The organism is Streptomyces sp. NPDC026500 (assembly GCF_055567635.1).
Map to the genome: position 1 here is coordinate 345,447 of NZ_JBVHQB010000005.1, position 19,184 is coordinate 364,630.

Consider the following 19,184-nt stretch of genomic DNA (forward strand, 5'->3'; position numbering starts at 1 on the left):
CCGGTGCTTGCGAAGAGTCTCGGGGGGCTTGTGTTGCGGGGACGTTGACGGAACCTGGCGGGAAGGCGCCCTGGCGGCTTCCCGCCAGGACATGCGGGTACGAGCCGCAGAAACCGGGACAGTCCCAACTGCCGTCCGGGACAATGTCGGTGCTCGGACGTCGCGGACAACGGGGGTGCGCCATGGACGGTTTGGTGGAGTTCAAGACGGATGACGGGGCGCTGGTCGTCGTGGAGGCGGTGGACGACGGGTCCGGTTCCCGGCTCGTGGCCCGCGACGACGGTGCGGTGCAGGCCACGCGCACCTTCGAGGGCGCCCTGGAGGGCGTGCGGGCCGCCGCCCAGTCGGCGCTGCGGGTGTTCCGCGACGGGAGCCTGCGGCCCGACTCCGTCGAGATCGAGTTCGGGGTCAAACTCACCGCGGAGGCAGGCGCGTTGATCGCGAAGAGCGCGGTCGAGGGCCATCTGGTGGTCAAGCTCTCGTGGGCGCCGGGAGAGTCGGAGCGGCGTGGCTCCGGGTCCGGGTCCACCCCGGACACGGCCTCCGGGGTCACGCCCGAGACGGGAGGCACGCCCGGGACGCGAGGCACGCCCGGGACGCGAGGCACGCCCGGGAACGAGCCTGCACCCGGGACCGGCTCCGAGACCGGGCCCGGGCCCGGTCTCGGAGCCGGTCCCGGAGCCGGAGGCACGCCCGGGACGGGAGCCCCGCCAAGAGCCGTGGGCACGTCCGGGACCGGGACGCGCCCCGCGCTCGGGACGGAGTCCGGGGCCGAGTCGGCGTCCGTCGCGCCGGGGACCGCCGTACGGTCATGAACAGCGCCTCCTGGCAGGCCAGGATCACCTGTGGACGAGAGACCGGCGCGGGCTTCCTCGTCACCGAGCGGCACGTGCTGACCTGCGCGCACGTGGTGGCGCGCAGCGGCACCGCGCAGGTGAGCGTCTCCTTCGCCCGGGAGGAGGAACCACTGCCCGCGAAGGTGGTGGCGCACGGCGGCTGGGACGGGCACGACACCGACCCCGGTGATGTCGCCGTCCTCGAACTCGACCGTTCCGTACCGCTGGAGCCCGCGAAGTTCGCGGCACCGTCGGACGCCTACGGCGATCCGCCGCGCAGACTGGTGGCGTACGGCTTCCCCAAGCGCTACGAGGAGGGGACCCTCGCCGAATACCGGGCCACCGCAGACCAGTTGATCGCCGGCGAGTGGGTCCAGCTGGAGGCCTGGGCGGCGCACGGACAACCGCTCGCGCCCGGTTTCAGCGGCGCCGCGGTGACCCTGGCGGACACCGGACGGGTGGTGGGCATGGTGTCCGCCGCCGCGCGGGACGCGGGGATCCGCAACGGACGGATGCTGCCCGCGCACGTCATGGCCCGCTACTGGCCACGGCTCGGCGAGCTGATACCGACACCGGAGTACGGGCGGGTGGAGAAGGAGCGGCTGCGGGAGCTGATGCTGGCGCGGGGTCCGGAGTTCGAGGGGCGGCCGGAGTGCAGCCCGGAGCGGCTGTACGGCGATGCCGTGGGCCCGTTCGGACCGCCGCTGCCGGGCCGGCGCTTCCGGTCGCTGTGGGACGCGGCCTGGTATCTGCTCTCCGAGGTGCCCGACACCGGCGCAGTCGCCCGGTTCGCCGCGCGGCTGGCCGACTTCACCGAGGACGCGCCGACGCGGGGCGCGCTGCGGGCCTGGCCGTCCCGGGCGTACGACCGGCACCCCCGACCACGCCCCGATCCCCCGGGCCGGCCCGCCGCCGGGACGCAGCCCTGGTCGCCGATCCTCGTGGAGATCGCGCCCAGCGGCGCGGGCGACCACCAGTTCCTCGTCGAGGTCTGCGCGTACAACGGCCGGCACCGTCGCGTCGTCGGCTCGCGCGCCCTGCCCGCCGACCGGGTGCGCGGCTACGCGCTGGAGCGCATCGACGAGGCGTATCACGAACTGGAGCCGGGGGCTCGTGAGTTGATCGCCTTCGTGCTGCCGCGCCGCTGGCTCAACACCGATGTGGCGCACTGGCAGCGCAGCGCCGACGACGACAGCCCGCTCGGCTCCTTCGCACCGCTCGTGGTGATGGACCTGGAGCGGCGGCGCAGCGGCGGCCTCCAGCACAAGCTGCTGCAGAAGTGGCAGCGGCTCGACGGGCAGTCGGCGGCGCGGCTGCACCGCATCGACTGCGGGGCGCTCGGGCAGGATCCGGTGCGGCTGACCATCGGGCTGCGGCGCGGCGCCGACATGGTGGGCTTCACCTCTCCGCCGCGCGCCGAGGGCGCCCGCCGGCTGTTCCGGGCGAGCCTGAACGCGGCGGTCCCGGTGATGCTCTGGCCGCGCAGCGGCTGCCGCGGCGAACACCGGGGCGGGGCGCACGAGGACTGCACGGGGGCGGCGTTCCTGGACCGTCTCGCCGCGCATCTCGCGGATCTCCCGCCCTCGGAACTCCCTTCGCACATACATGAGTTGCGCGAGACGGCGTACGCGGACGACGGTCCCGAACCGCACTGGGCGAACGATCTGGCGTTGCTCTGGGAGGACCCCAGATGTCTGCCCGACCCGGTCGGCTATCTGCACTCTCCGGTCGGCTGAGCGCCCGGGGACCGCGCAGAGACAGGCAAGCGAGCAAGCAAGCAACGAGTAGGAGAGCGCATGTCCCTGTGGCCCGTGTACACGGGTGGGAGCGAGCCCCACGACGGCATCGCGAAGCTGCCCGCGCCGCCGCCGTGGCGCGACTTCGACGGCGGTCCCGAGCTGGACACTCCCGCCGAGGACGGCGACAGCTCGACCGCCTCCCCGGACCGCAGGCACCGCGCCCGCACCTACCGGGCGACCGACCGGGCCGTCCAGCTCGTGAACGCGGCGCTGTACCTGCGCCGCCCCCTGCTGGTGACGGGCCCGCCCGGAAGCGGCAAGTCCTCCCTCGCGTACGCGGTGGCAAGGGAGTTGCGGCTCGGGCCGGTACTGCGCTGGAACATCACCAGCCGCACCACGCTGCACGACGGCCTCTACCAGTACGACCCGCTCTCCCGGCTGTACGCCGCGGGCCGCGCCGCCGCCCACGAGATCCCCGCGGGCAGCGAGCTCCAGGACCATCTGCGGCTCGGCCCGCTCGGCACCTCCCTGCTCCCCTACCGACGCCCGCGCGCCCTGCTCATCGACGAGATCGACAAGAGCGACCTCGACCTGCCGAACGACCTGCTGAACATCCTGGAGGAGGGCGAGTACGAGATTCCGGAGCTGGTCCGGGCGGCCCGCCACACCCCGGCCGCCGAGGTGATGGTGGCCGGCACGGACGAGCGGATCACCGTCTCCGGCGGCCGGGTGCGCTGCCGCGCCTTCCCCTTCGTCGTCCTGACCAGCAACGGCGAGCGCGAGTTCCCGCCCGCCTTCCTGCGCCGGTGCGTCCGGCTCGAACTCCACCAGCCGCGCGACGCCCACCTCGAAAGCATCGTCCGCGCCCATCTCGGCGAACCCGACGCCTACGCCCATGAGCTGATCGCCCGCTTCCTCTCCCGCGGCACCGGCGGCGAGCTCGCCACGGACCAGCTCCTGAACGCCATCTACCTGACGGGCGCGGCGGGCATCGACGCGACGTCGCGCGACGATCTCGCGGAGCAGCTGATGCCCTATCTCAGCAGCACCCGCGACGACGATGAGTTCTGAGGACCCGGGGCCCGCCCTGCTCGCCGAGTTGCTGGGGCGGGTCGTCGGCGGGGAGACGCCGACCTCCGTGGAGCTGGCAGAGCTGCTGTGGCTCGCGGGGCACATCGAGGGACCGGCCGTCGTGGCGCCGGACCCCTCCCGGTCCGGCGCGAGCCCCGCCTCCCCGCGTACGCCCCCGGCGGCACCCGCGCGGACGGACGTGCCGCCGGACCCGCCCCTCGGGGACCCGCCCGCCGGTCCGGACCGTCCGGGCGACGGCCGCGTCCCGCTGCGCCTGCCCGGCTCCGACGCGGGCTCCCCCGGCCGGGACGCGGGCGGCGCCGGCCAGGACACGGCGGACGACGGCCCGGCGGGCACCCCGCACACCACGCTCCTCGCGCCCGCTCCCCCGATGCTGCCCCACCCGCTCGCGCTCCAGCGGACCCTGCGTCCGCTCAAGCGCCGGGTGCCCGCGCCCGTCGGCCACACCCTGGACGAGGAGGCCACCGCCCACCGGATCGCGCGGCTCGACGCGGCACCCCGGTGGTGGCTGCCGGTGCTGCGCCCGGCCACCGAGCGCTGGCTGACCCTGCACCTCGTGCACGACACCGGGCCCACCATGCCCGTCTGGCGCCCGCTCGTCCGCGAACTGCACACCGCGCTCGCCCAGTCGGGCGTCTTCCGCACGGTGGAACTGCACCAACTGACCGCCGGGGGAACCGTACGACGGCCCGGCTCGCAGGAGTCGTACGCGGACGGCCGTACGGTCACCCTGCTGGTCAGCGACTGCATGGGCGCGCAGTGGCGGGGCGGCCCGGCGGGCGTCCGCTGGTACCGCACGCTGCGCCGCTGGGCGGCCCGGATGCCCGTCGCCGTGCTCCAGCCGCTGCCCGAGCGGCTGTGGCGCACCACGGCCCTGCCCGCGACGACCGCGCGCCTCACCGCTCCCTGGCCCGCCGCCCCCAACTCCGCCTACACCGTGGACTCCTACGTCTCGGACGACCTGCCCGGCCCCGGTCCCGTGCTCGCGCTGCCCGTCCTGGAGCCGGCCGCCCGCTGGCTGGCGAACTGGTCGTCGCTGGTGGCCGGCGGCGGCCGGCTCCCGGGCTCGGTGGCGATGCTGGACACGGCCCCGGCGCCCGTCCCGCTCGACGAGCACGGCCGCGGCGACGTCGAGCAGCTCTCCGCGGAGGAGCTCGTCCTGCGGTTCCGCTCCATCGCCTCCCCCGAGGCGTTCCGGCTCGCCGGTCATCTCGCCGTGGGACGGCCTGAGTTGCCCGTGATGCGGCTGGTGCACGCCGCGATCGAGCAGAGTCCTCGGCCGCAGCACCTCGCCGAGGTGATCCTCAGCGGTCTGCTCAGCGCCGGCCGGTCGGGCCCGCCCGGCTCGTACACCTTCCGGCCCGGCGTGCGCGAACTCCTGCTGCACACGCTGCCGCGCTCGGCGCACAGCCGCACCAGTGAACTTCTGGGCCGGGTCGGCGCGTTGATCGACACACGGGCCGGGGTGGCGGCCGGGGAGTTCCCCGTGGTCGCCCCCGGACCCGGAGACGCGACGGCCGACGGCGAGGCGTTCGCCTCGGTGCGCGAGGAGAGCGTCCGGCGCATGGGAGGCGGGTCGCCACCCCGAACCGGGGGGCTGGTGCTCGGCAGATACCGGCTGGTGCGACGGCTGGGCCGGGGCGGGCAGTCGATGCGGGCCGAGGACACGCGGAGCGGCCGGACCGTGGTGGTGCACGCCTACCCGCCGACCGGGCACGAGCAGTTCCTGGAGGACGCCGGCGCCCTCGCCGGTGTCGAACATCCCAACGTTATCGCCGTGCACGACTTCGGTATCGAGGGGAACGTCCCTTACCTCGTCACGGAGTTCACCGAGGGCCTCACGGTGGCGGAACTCACCGCGGAGGGCGGCTTCGCCCTGCCCTTCTCCCTGCTCGCCCCCCTGGCCCAGCAGCTCGCACGCGGTCTGAGGGCCGCGCACGAGCGGGGCGTCGCACACGGCAGGCTCACACCGAACGGCCTGATCGTCCGGCCGGACGGCAGCTTGAAGATCACCCACTTCGCACTGGGGACCGGCCGGGACCGCGACCCGTCGAGGGATCTGCACGACTTCGGCCATCTGTTGCGGGAACTGACCAACGGCACCGGGGGCGGTGAACTCAACGCGGTACCGGGAGAGTTCAGGACCCTTGTGTCCGACGTCCTCAATCCGCTGACCTCCTCGGACCCGCAGGCCCAGCAGCGCGGCATGGATCTCTTCTTCACGCCGTCCTTCACCCAGGCCCTGGAAGCCGCCAAGACCGCACGCCACCGGTACCGGATCCTGGGACCGGTACGGATCACCCGGGGCAACCGCACCGTCCGCACCCTCTCGCCCCGGCAGCAGGCCCTGCTGTGCATGCTGCTCCTGCGCCGCGGCCGGCCCGTGACGCACTCCGACCTGGCCGAGGGACTGTGGGACGGGCGGCCCCCGCAGCGAGCGGAGCGCCTGCTGGCCACGCACGCGGCGGCGGTCCGCGAGGCCCTCGGACCCGGCGTCCTGGCGACCACCGCGGACGGCTACGCCCTGTACGCCGACCCCGACTGCGTCGACCTCGCCGTGTGCGAGGCTCTCGTCGCCCGCTCGAAGACCCACCGGGACGAGGACGCCCCGCAGGCTGCCGGCGCATGCGTCCGGCAGGCTCTCGACCTGTGGGCCGGCGACCCGGTCGACGGCGTCCCCGGCCCCGCCGCCGAGGCGGCCCGCGGCCGGCTCCGCGCCCTGCGCCTCACCCTCTGCGCGACCCGCGCCGAACTCGACCTGGAGATGGGCGACTTCAGGCGCGCGGCGAGCGACCTCGGCGAACTCCTGCGGTCCCACCCCCAGCGCGAGGACTTCCGGCGGCTGCACATCCTCGCGCTCAAGGGCCAGGGCCGGGTCGCCGAGGCGATCGAGTCGTACCGGGCGTACGAGGGCCTCTGTTCGCCCGGCGAGCCGAACCCCACCCTGCTGGGGCTCTACCACGAGCTGCGGTCAACGCCGGAACACGGCAGCCCCATCATCGCGGTCGAGTACACCGCGGACTCCGTCGAGGATCCGCACACCCACAGCGTGCTCGGCCGGACGCTGGCCTGGCTGCTCTCCCTCAGCGACATGGCGCCGAACGAGTACGAACTCCTCGGCCGCGACAACGGCTATGTCGTGATCACCGAACCCACGACCTCCGTACTGACCGCGCTCAACGCCATCCTGCGTGAACTGCCGGGAGCACTACTGGAGTTGGATGAGCCACCGAAGATCCGGGTGACGTTCTGGCACACCGCGCTGTTCGCCCGCGCGGGCAGCCCGACCGTGCCGCCGGATCTGCGCCCCGACCTGGACCGTCCCGAGGCGGACATCATGGTCGTGCTCTCCCCCGTTCTGCACGCGGAGCTGCTGAACAGCGGCGGCACCCTGTCGGCGCCCGACCGCTTCCGCCCGCTGCACCGGCAGCCGCCGGCGGACGGCCCGGCCGTCGCCTGGTACTGCACCCTGGACCTCCCCGAGCGCATCCCGGAACTCGAACCGGTCCGACGCGACCTGGTCCGGGGCCCGTTCACCACCCGCGACCTCACCCGGCTCCGGGGCGCGGAGCAGGGCCGCACGGCCGTGGTGCACACGGACCCCGACAACTCGCTGACCCTGCTCGACCTCGACCGGCCGCGGGGCAAGCGGCCGCCGCGCTCCCTCATCACGTACTACGAGGTCGACCTCACCACCCATGGCGCCGCGCACGAACTGCACCTGCCGAGCTCCGGGGGCAGTGCGTTCGCCGCCTCGGTGGAGCTGTCCTGGCACGTGGACGACCCGGTGGCCTTCGTACGCGGCGAGACCCACGACGTGTCGCGGCTGCTCCTCGACCACCTCCTCAAGGAGGCGGGGCGCATCACCCGCCGTCACCCGCTGCGCCGCGCGGGCGCGGCCCAGCGCGCGGTGCACGAGGGGCTGCGCCGCTGGCCGGTGCCGGGACTGTCGGTGGCCTGCTCGGTACGGCTCCGCGAGGGAGCACCGCATTCCGGGACGCGGCCACCGACCTCGGTGGACACCTCCGTACAACGAGAATCCGTGGGACGGGATTCCGTGGACGGGGATTCCACAGAAAGGCTCGCAGAGGGGTCCGCAGAGGGGGATTCCACAGATACAGACGGGGATTCCGTGGAGCGGGGTGGCCCATGAACTGGGCGCCCTGTCCTGCCTGAAGGCACGCGGACCGGCCGGCCGGGGGCGGGACCCTCTCCAGGGCCCCACCCCTCCCTCCCGCTTCAGCGGCGTGCGGTGACCGCGCGGGCCGTGGCGGCGAGGAAGCGGGTGCTCTCCGGGGCGGAGCCGCCCGGGTAGGCAGTACGGCCGCTGCCCGGCCAGGCGGGCGGCGAGCGCCCGGTCGTCGGCGATCTCGGCCACCCGGATCGGCAAAGCCCCGGCTCAGCCATCCCCGGAAAGGAACCGCACGCCCGGCCGGGTGACCGGTGACATCCACGGGCGCCCGACCACCCGGCCGGCGGCACCCCGCCCGGCCCTCCAAAAGACGCGCCGGGCGCCCCGCGCGCGCAGGATGCGAGAGAGGACCGCCGCCCGGCGGAGCCCCACGGTCTGCGCTCTCGGGAGGACCTGCCATGACCGCCAGTCTGGAGCAGCTGCGCCGCTGTCACTTCGCCGTCGACATGGGCGCGGCCCGGACCCGTGTATGGGTGCGGGGCGCGGGCCTGGTCGTCGACCAGCCGAGCGTCGCGGCGATCAACACGAAGACGGGCGCGTTGATCGCGGTAGGGGAGTTCGCGGAGCGGATGACGGGCCGCACCCCCGAGTACATCCGGGTGGTGCGCCCGGTGTCCGGCGGCACCGTCGTCGACATCGACATGGCCCAGCGGATGCTGCGCCAGCTCCTGGGCGACAAGGTCCGGCGCACCCTGCGCCGCAAGCCCCGGCTGCGGGCCGCGGCCTGCACACCGCACGACGCGGGCCCGCTGGCCCAGCGCGCCACGATCGAGACGCTGGTCGGGCTCGGGGCGCGGCGGGTCGAGCTCGTCGACACACTCATCGCGGCGGCGGTCGGCTGCGGACTGCCCGTAGAACGTCCAGAGGCCACCATGGTCATGGTCTGCGGGGCCGCCGCGACCCAGCTCGCCGTGCTGTCGCTGGGCTCGATCGTCACCGCCGAGCGCATCCCGGTCGGCGGCGAGGCCGTCGACCACGCGATCGTGCAGCACCTGCGCCACCAGCACGAGCTGATGCTGCCGAGTCAGGCCGTACGGCCCCTGCAGCTCGCGCTCTCCGGAAACGGGCTCACCCTGCACGGACCCGCTCTGACCGAGATCCACGGGCGGGACGTGGCGACCGGCCTGGCCCGTACCGTGCAGGTCGACACCGCCGCCGTACGCATGGCGATCGAGACGCCGCTGACCGCCGTACTGGACGGCATCGGCAAGGTGCTGCGGACCTGCCCGCCCGATCTGGTGGCCGACCTCGCCGACCGCGGGATCATGATGGTCGGCGGCAGCGCGCTGCTCCCCGGGCTCGACCAGATGCTGCGGCAGGCGACCGGTATGCCCGTCCACATCGCCGAGCGGCCCGACGTCTGTGCCGTCCAGGGCCTCGGCTACATGCTGGAGGGCAAGATCGAGCCGATGATCCTGGACCCGCTGGCGAACTGACGCCCCGGCGTCCGAGGGCCTCGCATGACCGATCCCGTGCCCGGACTCCCGCCCCTGCTCGAAGCGGTCCTCAGCGTCGGCACCGAGCTCGAACTGCGCGCCACCCTCCAGCGGATCGTGGACGCCGCGGCCGAACTGACGGGGGCCCGGTACGCGGCGCTGGGGATGAGGGACCCGGGACGGGACGGGCTGGTACACATCCGCACGACGGAACCGCACAGGACGGAGACCGGCCCTCACTCCTCCGGTTCCTCCGGTTCCTCCGACTCGCGCGAGCCGCCCGAGCCCCCCGAATCCCGCAGATCCCTCGGTCCCCTTGAGTTTCCTGAGTCCCTCGACTCCCCTGAGGACGACATCTGCCTGGACGTCCCCATCCGGGTCGACGACGAGGTGTTCGGCAACCTCTACCTCGCCGACAAGTCCTCCGGGCCCGTCACCCGTGAGGACGAACAGCTGGTGCGCCTGCTCGCCACGCAGGCCGGCATCGCGATCGCCAACGCCCGGCTGTACGAGACGGCCCGGCAGCGGGAGCGCTGGATCGAGGGCGCCGCGGCCGTCACCACCGCCCTGCTCAGCGGTGGGACCGACGCCGACGCGCTGCTGACGGTCGCCGAACGAGCCCGGATTCTCGCGGGCGCCTCGGCGGGCATCATCCTCAAGCCCACGGACGAGGGCGGCATGGAGATCGTGGTCGCCTCCACCCACGAGGACCCCGCCGGCATCGTGGGCACCACCATCGCGCCCGGTAGCCCGGTTCTCGAACAACTCCTCGGCGGGGAGCCGGTGTTCATCGACGACTCGGCGACCGACCCGCGGATGACGACCCCTGTACGGTCCCGGTTCGGACCGAGCATGATGCTGCCCCTGCAGACCGAGGGCCGCCTCATCGGCACGCTGGCCCTGCCGCGCGGACGGGGCGACCGCCCGTACACGGAGGTCGAACGCCTGCTGGCCACCCAGTTCGCCTCGCAGGCCGCTCTCGCCCTGGTCCTCGCCGACGCCCGGCACAGCCGTGAACTCCTCGCGGTGTACGAGGACCGGGACCGCATCGCCCGGGACCTGCACGATCTCGTCGTACAGCGCCTGTTCGCGACCGGCATGATGCTGGAGTCCACACAGCGCAGGAACGCCGGGCGCGGCGCCGGTGACGGTGGGGCCGGAGACAGCGGGGCCGAAGAGGTGTCCGCGGCCCTCGGGGCGGCGATCGACGAACTGGAGGCCACGGTCCAGGAGGTGCGCACCGCGATCTTCGCACTGCAACAGCCGCCCGCCGACGCCCCCACCACGTTCCGCGGCAAGGTGCTGCGCGAGACGGCCGGTGCGGCGGCGGTCCTCGGCATCCAGCCGTCGACCCGGTTCGCGGGTCCGGTGGAGAACAGGCTCACGGATCCGGTGGCCGGTCAGCTTCTCGCCGTGCTGCGGCGCGCGCTGGCCGCCGCCTCGCGACGCTCCGGGGTGTCGCGGATCGAGGTCGCCGTCGATGTGACGGTGACGCTGCCGGACGGCCGCCCCGGCGTCCGGCTGACCGTCCACGACGACGGTGACCCGGACGGTACCTCCGGGGACGCGGACGCCGGACGCCCCGGCGAGGGCGACGACGACTCGGGCGGCGCCGGTACGAGCGTCACCTGGCAGTCACCGCTGTAGCGTCCTGGCGGTCAACCCGGTCAACCAGCAACACCCTTGACGCTGCCTCAGGCCCCTCCGTAGCCTCCTCATCCGTATCTGTACATGACCGAGATTCATATCCAGGAATATCGAGATCGGGTGGGGCGGACATGGGCGGACGGCGTGTGGTGGTGTCCGGCGGCGGTACGGGGATCGGCCTGGCGACTGCGGAGGTGTTCGCCGCGGACGGGGACCGGGTGGTGCTCCTCGGCCGCCGCGAGGACGTCCTGCGCAAGGCCGCCGACGGACTGAACGAGCGATACGGGCAGGCGACCGCGTCCTGGCACGCGGTTGATCTGGCCGACCCCGAACAGGTCGGCGCGGCACGGGATCTCATCGTCGCGGACGACACCCCGGTGGACGTCCTGGTCGCCAACGCGGGCGGTAACGCCGCCGTGTCGCACGACGGCAGCCTGGCCTCCGTCGCCGACAGCTACCGGCGCAACTTCGACGCCAACGTCCTGACCGCCGTGCTGCTCACCGAGGCGCTGCTCCCCCACCTGCGCCGCCCCGGGGGCCGTATCGTGCAGCTCTCCTCGATCGCCTCGCTGCGCGGACCCGGCTCCTACGGCGGCTCCAAGGGCTGGATCAACACCTACACCTACGATCTCGCCCGGCGCGTCGGCTCCGAAGGCATCACCGTGAACGCGGTCGCTCCCGGTTTCGTCGGCGACACCGAGTTCTTCGGGGACCGCGCCACCCCGGAATTCGTCGCCGCCCGCGTGGCCCAGTCCCTCACCGGACAGCCCGGCCACCCCGCGCAGATCGCGGCCGCCATCCGGTACGTCGCTTCACCGGAGGCGGCATACGTGACGGGCCAGCTCCTGCACATCAACGGCGGTGCGGCACTGGGGCGTTAGCCCCGCACGGCCACGCGGCCGGGTCGGTCCCGCGGGCCCGCGGGCGCGCGGCCCGGCGCCGACGGCCGGGGCCCCGCGGGAGTGACGCGGTACGAGTGGGTCAGTACGGCAGCAGACGGCCCGACGGCGTCCTGCGGTCGATCGGCATCTCGCGCGGAGCGGCGGGCCGACGGTTGACGCGAATCCGGATCTGACGGTTCATGACCCCTCCTCATGACTGATGAGACCAGCGTCCTCGTCGACGCGCATAGACGCATCGTGCCCACGGAGGCACCCCTCCTACCCTCCGAGCAGGATGTTCCGGCGCGAGCCCTCCTCCCCGGGCAGGAGGCCGGCCCCCGTAGGCTCAGGGGCATGACGGGTACACGGACGCGGGGGACGGAACGGGGACCGGGGCGGCCGCGCGAGGAGCGGGTCACCGGAGCGGTCCTGAACGCTGTCGTCGACCTGGTCGTCGAACAAGGCGCGGGGGCCCTCACGATGGACGCCGTCGCCGCACGGGCCGAAGTGAGCAAGCCCGCCATCTACCGGCGCTGGCCCACCAAGCAGGACCTGGTCATCGCCGCCGCCGAGAGCCGCATCGGCGAGCTCTCCGTGCCCGACCTGGGCGACTTCCGCGCGGAGCTGCGCGTCGTCCTCACGGCCCGACTGGAGGCGTACCGGCTGCCGGGCTCGGACCGGCTGATCGCGGGGCTGATCGGAGCGGCGGCCGAGGCGGGCGCGGGCAGGGCGCAGTACGCGCAGTACACCGAGCGGATCACCGGCGAGACCCGGCGCATCCTCGAACGCGGCATCGAGCGGGGCGACGTACGCCCCGACACCGATGTCCGGGCCGCGGCCACCCTGGTCGCCGCGCCGCTGCTCTTCCGGCTGATCGGCGAGCAGGAACTGCCCGACACCCGGCTCGTGGAGAACCTGGTGGAACTCGTGTCCCGCGCGGTCGGCTCCGCTTCCTGACCGCCGCGGCCCCGCCGGACCGCTCCGTCCGAGCCGGCCACAACCCCGGCGGGCCGCCCCGTTCACAACGATCGCACCAGACCCTTGTCACCTCGCACCTCAATAACGATACTTCCAGTAACGAAATCCCGGTTGTCGTTCTGGAGAGCCCATGGACAGCGTCGTCACCCCTCCCGCACCCGCCCTCGACAAGCCGCTGATGCACTACGGGAAGCGAGTGCTGGAGCGCACCGCGCCCGGTGCCGCCCCGGCCGAGTACCGCCTGCTGGACATCCGTCCGCTCACCCCGCACATCGGCGCGGAGATCGCCGGCGTCGACCTCTCGCTCCCGATCGGCGAGAACCTCGCCGCGGAGCTGAAGCAGGCCCTGCTGGAGTGGAAGGTGATCTTCTTCCGTGACCAGCACGCCTTCGACCCGGACTCCCAGCTCGCGCTCTCCGCCCTGTGGGGCGTGCCGGAGGCCAACCCGTTCTTCCCCGCCGGCGACACCGCCGGTGTCTCGCGCCTGGCCAAGGACGCCATGGCCATCGGCACCGAGAACATCTGGCACAGCGACCACTCCTTCATGGCAGCACCGGCCCTCGGCTCGGTCCTGCGGGCCGTCGAGGTCCCCCCGGCGGGAGGCGACACCCTCTGGGCGGACATGGGCGCCGCGTACGACAACCTCTCCGAGCGGATGAAGGCCCGTATCGAGGGGCTCACCGCGGTGCACGACTGGGTGCCCAGCTGGGGCCTGATGATGACGGAGAGCCAGATCGCGGCGCACCGGAAGTCCCTGCCGCCCGTCGAGCACCCCGTGGTCGTGCGGCACCCGCGCACCGGCCGCAAGCTGCTCTACGTCAACGAGCCCTTCACGACCCGGATCACCGGTCTGTCGGAGACCGAGAGCCGTGAACTGCTCGGCGAACTGGTCCTCCAGGCCCGTATCCCCGAGTACCAGGTCCGCTTCCGCTGGCAGCCCGGTTCCGTCGCGATCTGGGACAACATCGCCACGCAGCACTACGCGATCAACGACTACTACCCGCAGCGCCGCGTCATGGAGCGCATCGCGATCGCCGGCGAGCCCCTGTCCTGAGACCCGTCAGCCAGAAACCCGCCGGCCCGGCCGAGGGACGTCTCCCCGCCCGTCCGCATCCCCTCGCGGGGCGGGCGTGCGCTCGGCCGCGCGGGCTCCTCTCTCCGTCCCCTCTTCTCCCCTTTCTTCCCCACCTGTCCCCCGCGGAGCCCCTGTGACCGACACCGATGTCGTACCCGCTGTGCCCGCCTGCCCTGTGAAGACGCCGCCCGACCAACGCCGCCGTGCGTGGACCGTCACCGCGCTGCTCGTCGTCTTCATGATGGTCAACTTCGCCGACAAGTCCGTACTCGGCCTGGCGGCCGACCCCGTCCGCAAGGACCTCGGCCTGTCTGCGTCCGCCTTCGGACTCGCCAACAGCGCGTTCTTCCTGCTGTTCTCGGTCTGCGGTGCCGCGGTGGGGCTGCTCGCCGACCGCGTACGGCCCAAGTGGCTGCTGCTCACGATGGCCGTCCTGTGGTCCCTGTCCCAGATTCCGCTGGTCCTGGGCGGAGGGCTCGCCGTGCTCATCACGTCACGCGTTCTCCTGGGCGCCGCGGAAGGGCCGGCGTTCCCCGTGGCCCAGCAGACCACCCTCTCCTGGTTCCCCGACCGCCGGCGCAACCTGCCCGGGGCGCTGATCGTGCTGGGCATCACCCTGGGCGTCCTGGTCGCCGCCCCCGTGCTGACCTGGGTCATCCACCAGCATGGCTGGCGCACCGCGGTCGCGGTGGTCGCGATCGCGGGCGCGGTGTGGGCGCTGCTGTGGATCCCCTTCGGCGGAGAGGGGGCCTACGCGGCGGCGCCCGACAGCGGGACCCCCGCGCGGGCCCCGGCCGAGGGCGGCACCGGTGCGGGCCCCGACGCCGAAGATACGGCCGAGGGAGCCGCGGCGGCGGAGCCCGCAGCCGGGACGGGTGGCGCCCCGCGCGGAACTCCGTACCGCCGGATCATCGCGACCCGTACCTGGATCGGTGCCACGGCCGCGTACTTCGGCACCTACTGGGTGATCGCCTTCTGCCTGGTGTGGCTCCCGTCCTTCCTCCACGACGGTCTGGGGTACTCATCGGCCGCGTCCGCCCGGCTGCTCATGCTGGTCTGGGGGCTGAGCGGCGTCCTGGTGCTCGGGCAGGCCGGCCTGACCGGATGGCTGCTGCGCCGCGGGACCACGAGCCGACGGGCGCGCGGCGGGGTCGGCGGCGTCCTGATGCTCGTCGCCGCCGCGGGGTGCCTCGCCCTGCCGGTGGCACCGGCAGGCGCCGCGACCGTCGCCCTCCTGGTCGCCGGATTCGGCTGCGCCGGGGCGATGGGCAGCGTCGCCGCCACCACCGTCGCCGAACTGGCTCCGGCCGACCGCCGCGGCGGCGCGCTGGGCATCATGAACGCCGTGGTGACCACCGCCGGTCTGATCGCCCCGACCCTGATCGGGCACCTCGTGGACACCCAAGGGACCGCGGGCTACCGGCAGGCTCTCCTGATCACCGGAGTACTGCTCGTGCTGGGCGGAACGGCCGCCGTCACGCTGATCGACCCGGCCCGCGACGCCCGCCTGCTGTCCGCGCGCCGCGCCGACCCCATCGCCCCGGACCACGACACCCCGCTGCAAGCCGTCTGACCCGCACCTGGGTACGTCGGCGTCGGGTACGGCGCGGAACCACGGGACCGCGCCGTACCCGCAGACCCCGTCCCGTCCTCCGGCCCTACCGCCCGCCCGACGACGCGACACCTTCCCCATCGCCTGCCATCAGCTCCCCTCTCTCCTCCCTCCCCTATCGCGAGGAACGACGTGAACCCCAGCGCCCTCGATACCTCCTGCCTGGACCGGGCCGTCGCCGAGTTGCGCGGCGGTGCCGCGTCCTGGTCGGCCGCCCCGCTCAGCGAACGCATCGCGCTGCTCGAACGGCTGCTGCAGCGGGTGGCCTCCGGAGCGGCCGAGTTGGCCGAGGCGGGCGCCCGCGCCAAGGGCTACGCTCCCGACTCCCCGTGGGCCGCCGAGGACTGGATCGGCGGTCCCTGGGCGCTCGCGCAGAACGCCGCGGCGTATCTGCGTGTACTGCGGCGCCTCGCCTCGGGCCGCGAACCTCTCGCGGCGAAGTCCGTGCGGGAGACAGCCGGCCGCACCCGCGTCGACGTGTTTCCCGCGACCGGCTGGGACCGGCTGCTGCTCAACCGCTTCACCGCCCAGGTGTGGATGCGTCCGGGCGTCACCGCCGACGAGACGCGCGACCGCGCGGCGGACGGGTACCGGGGCCGGCCGGAGCCCTCGGCCGTGGCCCTGGTGCTCGGCGCCGGCAACGTCGCCGCCATCACCGCGCTCGACATCCTGCACAAGCTCTACGTCGAGGGCCAGGTCGTCGTCGCCAAGATGAACCCCGTCAACGCCTATCTGCGACCCCACTTCGAGCACGTCTTCGCGGAGTTCGTCACCCGCGGCTGGGTCCGCTTCGTCGACGGCGGCGCGGCCGAGGGCGGCTACCTCGCCCACCACGAGGGCGTCGACGCGATCCACGTCACCGGCAGCGACCGTACGCACGACGCCATCGTCTGGGGGACGGACGAGAACGCCGGACGGCGCCGGCACGACGACCGGCCCCTGGTCTCCAAGCCCTTCAGCAGCGAACTCGGCGGCGTCAGCCCGTGCTTCGTCGCTCCCGGCCCGTGGAGCGACGCCGACTTCCGCTTCCAGGCCGAACACATCGTCACCAGCAAGATGAACAACTCCGGGCACAACTGCATCGCCGGCCAGGTTCTCGTCGTACCGCGTGAATGGGACGGCACCGAGAGGCTGCTGAATGAGATCCGCCGGGTGCTGCGCGCGTTGCCGTCCCGCGCCGACTACTACCCGGGGGCGCGCGAACGCCTCGACGCCGTTCTCGCCGCCCACCCGCGGGCGGAGCGGTACGGCGACGGCTGCCGCCTCCTCGTCCCCGACGTCACCGGCTCCGACGACGTCCTGGTCACCGACGAGGTCTTCGCCAGCGCGCTGGGCGTCGTACGGCTGCCCGGCGCGACCACGGCCGCGTTCCTCCGCCACGCCGTCGACTTCGCCAACGACAGGCTCCCCGGCACCCTCGGCGCCACCCTCATCGTGCACCCGAGGACCGAGCGGTCGGACCGTGCGGCGGTGGAGACCGCCGTCGCCGACCTGCGCTACGGCACCCTGGGCGTCAACTGCTGGTCCGCGGTGGGCTTTCTGCTCGGCTTCACCCCCTGGGGTGCCTTCCCGGGCCACACCCGGCAGGACATCGGCAGCGGTATCGGCTTCGTGCACAACGCGTTCATGCTCCGGGACGAGGACATCGAGAAGACCGTGCTGCGCGCCCCGTTCACGCCCGCGCCGCGTGGACTGGTCACCGGCGACCCGTCGCTGTCCCCGCGCCCCCCGTACTTCGTCACCAACCGCACGGCACTGACCACCGTGGAGCGCCTCACCCGGTTCACCGCCGCGCCCGGTCCACTGCGCCTGCCCGCCCTCTTCGCCTCCGCGCTGCGCGGCTGACCTCCGTCGGCCGGTCCCGAACCCGCGTCAACACCCTTACGGAGCCCACCTCATGCTCAACCTCGCCGTCATGCTGGAGAACAGTGCCCGCGCCGTGCCCGACCGTACGGCGGTCGTCGTGGGCGACCTGCGGATGACGTACGCGGAGCTGGACACCGCCGCCCGCCAGGTGGCCGGACTGCTGCGCTCACGCGGCATCGAGCCCGGCGACAAGGTGGCGCTGTCCTGCCCGAACCTTCCGTGGTTCCCGGTCGTCTACTACGGCATCCTGAAGGCCGGTGCGGTGGTCGTCCCGCTCAACGTGCTCCTGAAGGGCCGTGAGATCGCCTACCACCTGGCCGACTCGGAGGCCAAGGCGTACCTCTGCTTCGAGGGCACCGCCGAGCTCCCGATGGGCCAGGAGGGATGGAACGGGTTCAACGAGACCGAGAGCTGCGACCACTTCTTCCTGATGACCGCGGCTCCCACCGAGACCTCCCCGATCCCGGGTACGCGGACGCTGACTTCGGCGCTGGCCGGCCGCAGCGCCGACTTCGAGACGGTCGCCACCGAGGCGGACGACACCGCGGTCATCCTCTACACCTCCGGCACCACCGGCCGGCCCAAGGGTGCCGAACTCACCCACGCCAACGTGGCGTTGAACGCGCTGACCTGCCACAAGATGTTCGGGGAGGTCGAGCACGACGTCCATCTGATCGCCCTGCCGCTGTTCCACTCCTTCGGCCAGACCGTGCAGATGAACGCAGGGCTCGCCGCCCGCGCGACGCTGGTGCTGATGCCGCGCTTCGACGCGGGTTCGGCCCTCGCCCTGATGCGGCGTCATGGCGTCACCTTCTTCGCGGGCGTCCCCACCATGTACGGGGCGCTGCTCGCCGAGGACGTGCCCGAGACGGACCGGGCGGAGATCGCCGGGAATCTGCGGATCGCCGGCTCCGGGGGTTCGGCGCTGCCGGTCGAGATCCACCGCAGGTTCGAGGAGCGCTTCGGGGTCACCGTCCTGGAGGGGTACGGCCTGTCGGAGACCAGCCCCGCGGTGACGTTCACACCGCGCGGCGAGCCGGCGCGCGCGGGCTCCGTCGGGCGCCCGGTCTGGGGCGTGGAGGTGGATCTGATCGCCGAGGACGGGACGCCGGTCAAGGGTCCGGACGCCATCGGCGAGATCGTCGTGCGCGGGCACAACATCATGAAGGGCTACTACAACCGGCCCGAGGCGACCTCCGAGGTGCTGCGGGACGGCTGGTTCCGCACCGGCGACCTGGCCCGCCGGGACGCCGACGGATGGCTCTACGTCGTCGACCGCACCAAGGACCTGATCATCCGCGGCGGCTTCAACGTCTACCCGCGCGAGATCGAGGAGGTCCTGCTCACGCACCCCGCCGTGAGCACGGCGGCCGTCCTCGGCGTACCGCACGCCACCCACGGCGAGGAGGTCAAGGCCTGCGTGGTCCTCGTCCCGGGCGCCGAACTCGCCGAACAGGAGCTGATCGCGTGGTGCAAGGAGCGGATGGCAGGTTACAAGTACCCGCGCCTGGTGGAGTTCCGCGACCAGCTGCCCACCAACGCCACGGGCAAGATCCTCAAGCGTGAACTGCGGGACGTACCCGCGACCCCCTGACATCGGCCCGCCACACCCCGGCTCCCGGTATCCCGTCGGCCCGCCCGCCGGCCGATTCCGCGAACTCATCACCTCCAGGGACTACCGCGCGGCGCCCGCCCGGCCGGAAGCTCTGGAACGGACCTCGACGAGGAGGCAGTCATGCCGTACGCCGCACCACATGTCGTTCCACCGTTCGCGCCGCACCGGAGGGCGAGGCAGGTCGCCGCCCCCGGCGGCACGCCCCTGCCCATGGC

11 protein-coding genes and 1 pseudogene are annotated in these 19,184 nt (G+C 73.2%); all 12 read left to right on the forward strand.

What is annotated here, in order from left to right; genetic code table 11:
- Positions 1-182 precede the first annotated feature (182 nt).
- Positions 183-500: pseudogene (locus tag ACZ4N5_RS12180) on the forward strand (CU044_2847 family protein); the annotation flags it as partial.
- Positions 501-811: 311 nt separating this feature from the next.
- Positions 812-2,572 (forward strand): VMAP-C domain-containing protein, encoded by a 1,761-nt coding sequence (locus ACZ4N5_RS12185; protein WP_467756995.1) that lies wholly within the window; start codon positions 812-814, stop codon positions 2,570-2,572.
- Between the two features lie 60 nt (positions 2,573-2,632).
- On the forward strand, positions 2,633-3,646 hold the full coding sequence (locus ACZ4N5_RS12190; RefSeq protein WP_467756996.1) for an AAA family ATPase: 1,014 nt from the start codon (positions 2,633-2,635) through the stop codon (positions 3,644-3,646).
- Positions 3,636-7,820 carry an SAV_2336 N-terminal domain-related protein gene (locus ACZ4N5_RS12195; protein WP_467756997.1) on the forward strand — a complete coding sequence of 1,395 codons (4,185 nt, stop codon included), beginning with the start codon at positions 3,636-3,638 and terminating at the stop codon, positions 7,818-7,820. Before ACZ4N5_RS12190 ends, ACZ4N5_RS12195 begins: the two co-directional genes overlap by 11 nt.
- A 437-nt stretch (positions 7,821-8,257) precedes the next feature.
- Complete coding sequence (locus ACZ4N5_RS12200) at positions 8,258-9,295, forward strand: rod shape-determining protein (protein ID WP_467756998.1); 1,038 nt, start codon at positions 8,258-8,260, stop codon at positions 9,293-9,295.
- Positions 9,296-9,319: 24 nt separating this feature from the next.
- Complete coding sequence (locus ACZ4N5_RS12205) at positions 9,320-10,942, forward strand: GAF domain-containing protein (RefSeq protein WP_467756999.1); 1,623 nt, start codon at positions 9,320-9,322, stop codon at positions 10,940-10,942.
- A gap of 131 nt (positions 10,943-11,073) precedes the next feature.
- Positions 11,074-11,823: an SDR family NAD(P)-dependent oxidoreductase gene (locus ACZ4N5_RS12210; RefSeq protein WP_467757000.1), complete on the forward strand. Its 750-nt coding sequence runs from the start codon at positions 11,074-11,076 to the stop codon at positions 11,821-11,823.
- Between the two features lie 354 nt (positions 11,824-12,177).
- Positions 12,178-12,780 (forward strand): TetR/AcrR family transcriptional regulator, encoded by a 603-nt coding sequence (locus tag ACZ4N5_RS12215; protein ID WP_467757001.1) that lies wholly within the window; start codon positions 12,178-12,180, stop codon positions 12,778-12,780.
- A 151-nt stretch (positions 12,781-12,931) separates the two neighbouring features.
- Positions 12,932-13,855 carry a TauD/TfdA dioxygenase family protein gene (locus ACZ4N5_RS12220; RefSeq protein WP_467757002.1) on the forward strand — a complete coding sequence of 308 codons (924 nt, stop codon included), beginning with the start codon at positions 12,932-12,934 and terminating at the stop codon, positions 13,853-13,855.
- Between the two features lie 154 nt (positions 13,856-14,009).
- On the forward strand, positions 14,010-15,449 hold the full coding sequence (locus tag ACZ4N5_RS12225) for an MFS transporter (protein WP_467757003.1): 1,440 nt from the start codon (positions 14,010-14,012) through the stop codon (positions 15,447-15,449).
- Between the two features lie 171 nt (positions 15,450-15,620).
- A complete protein-coding gene (locus ACZ4N5_RS12230) occupies positions 15,621-17,333 on the forward strand; it encodes an aldehyde dehydrogenase family protein (RefSeq protein ID WP_467757004.1) in 1,713 nt (570 codons plus the stop codon).
- Between the two features lie 52 nt (positions 17,334-17,385).
- A complete protein-coding gene (locus ACZ4N5_RS12235; RefSeq protein ID WP_467757005.1) occupies positions 17,386-18,948 on the forward strand; it encodes a long-chain-fatty-acid--CoA ligase in 1,563 nt (520 codons plus the stop codon).
- Positions 18,949-19,184 lie beyond the last annotated feature (236 nt).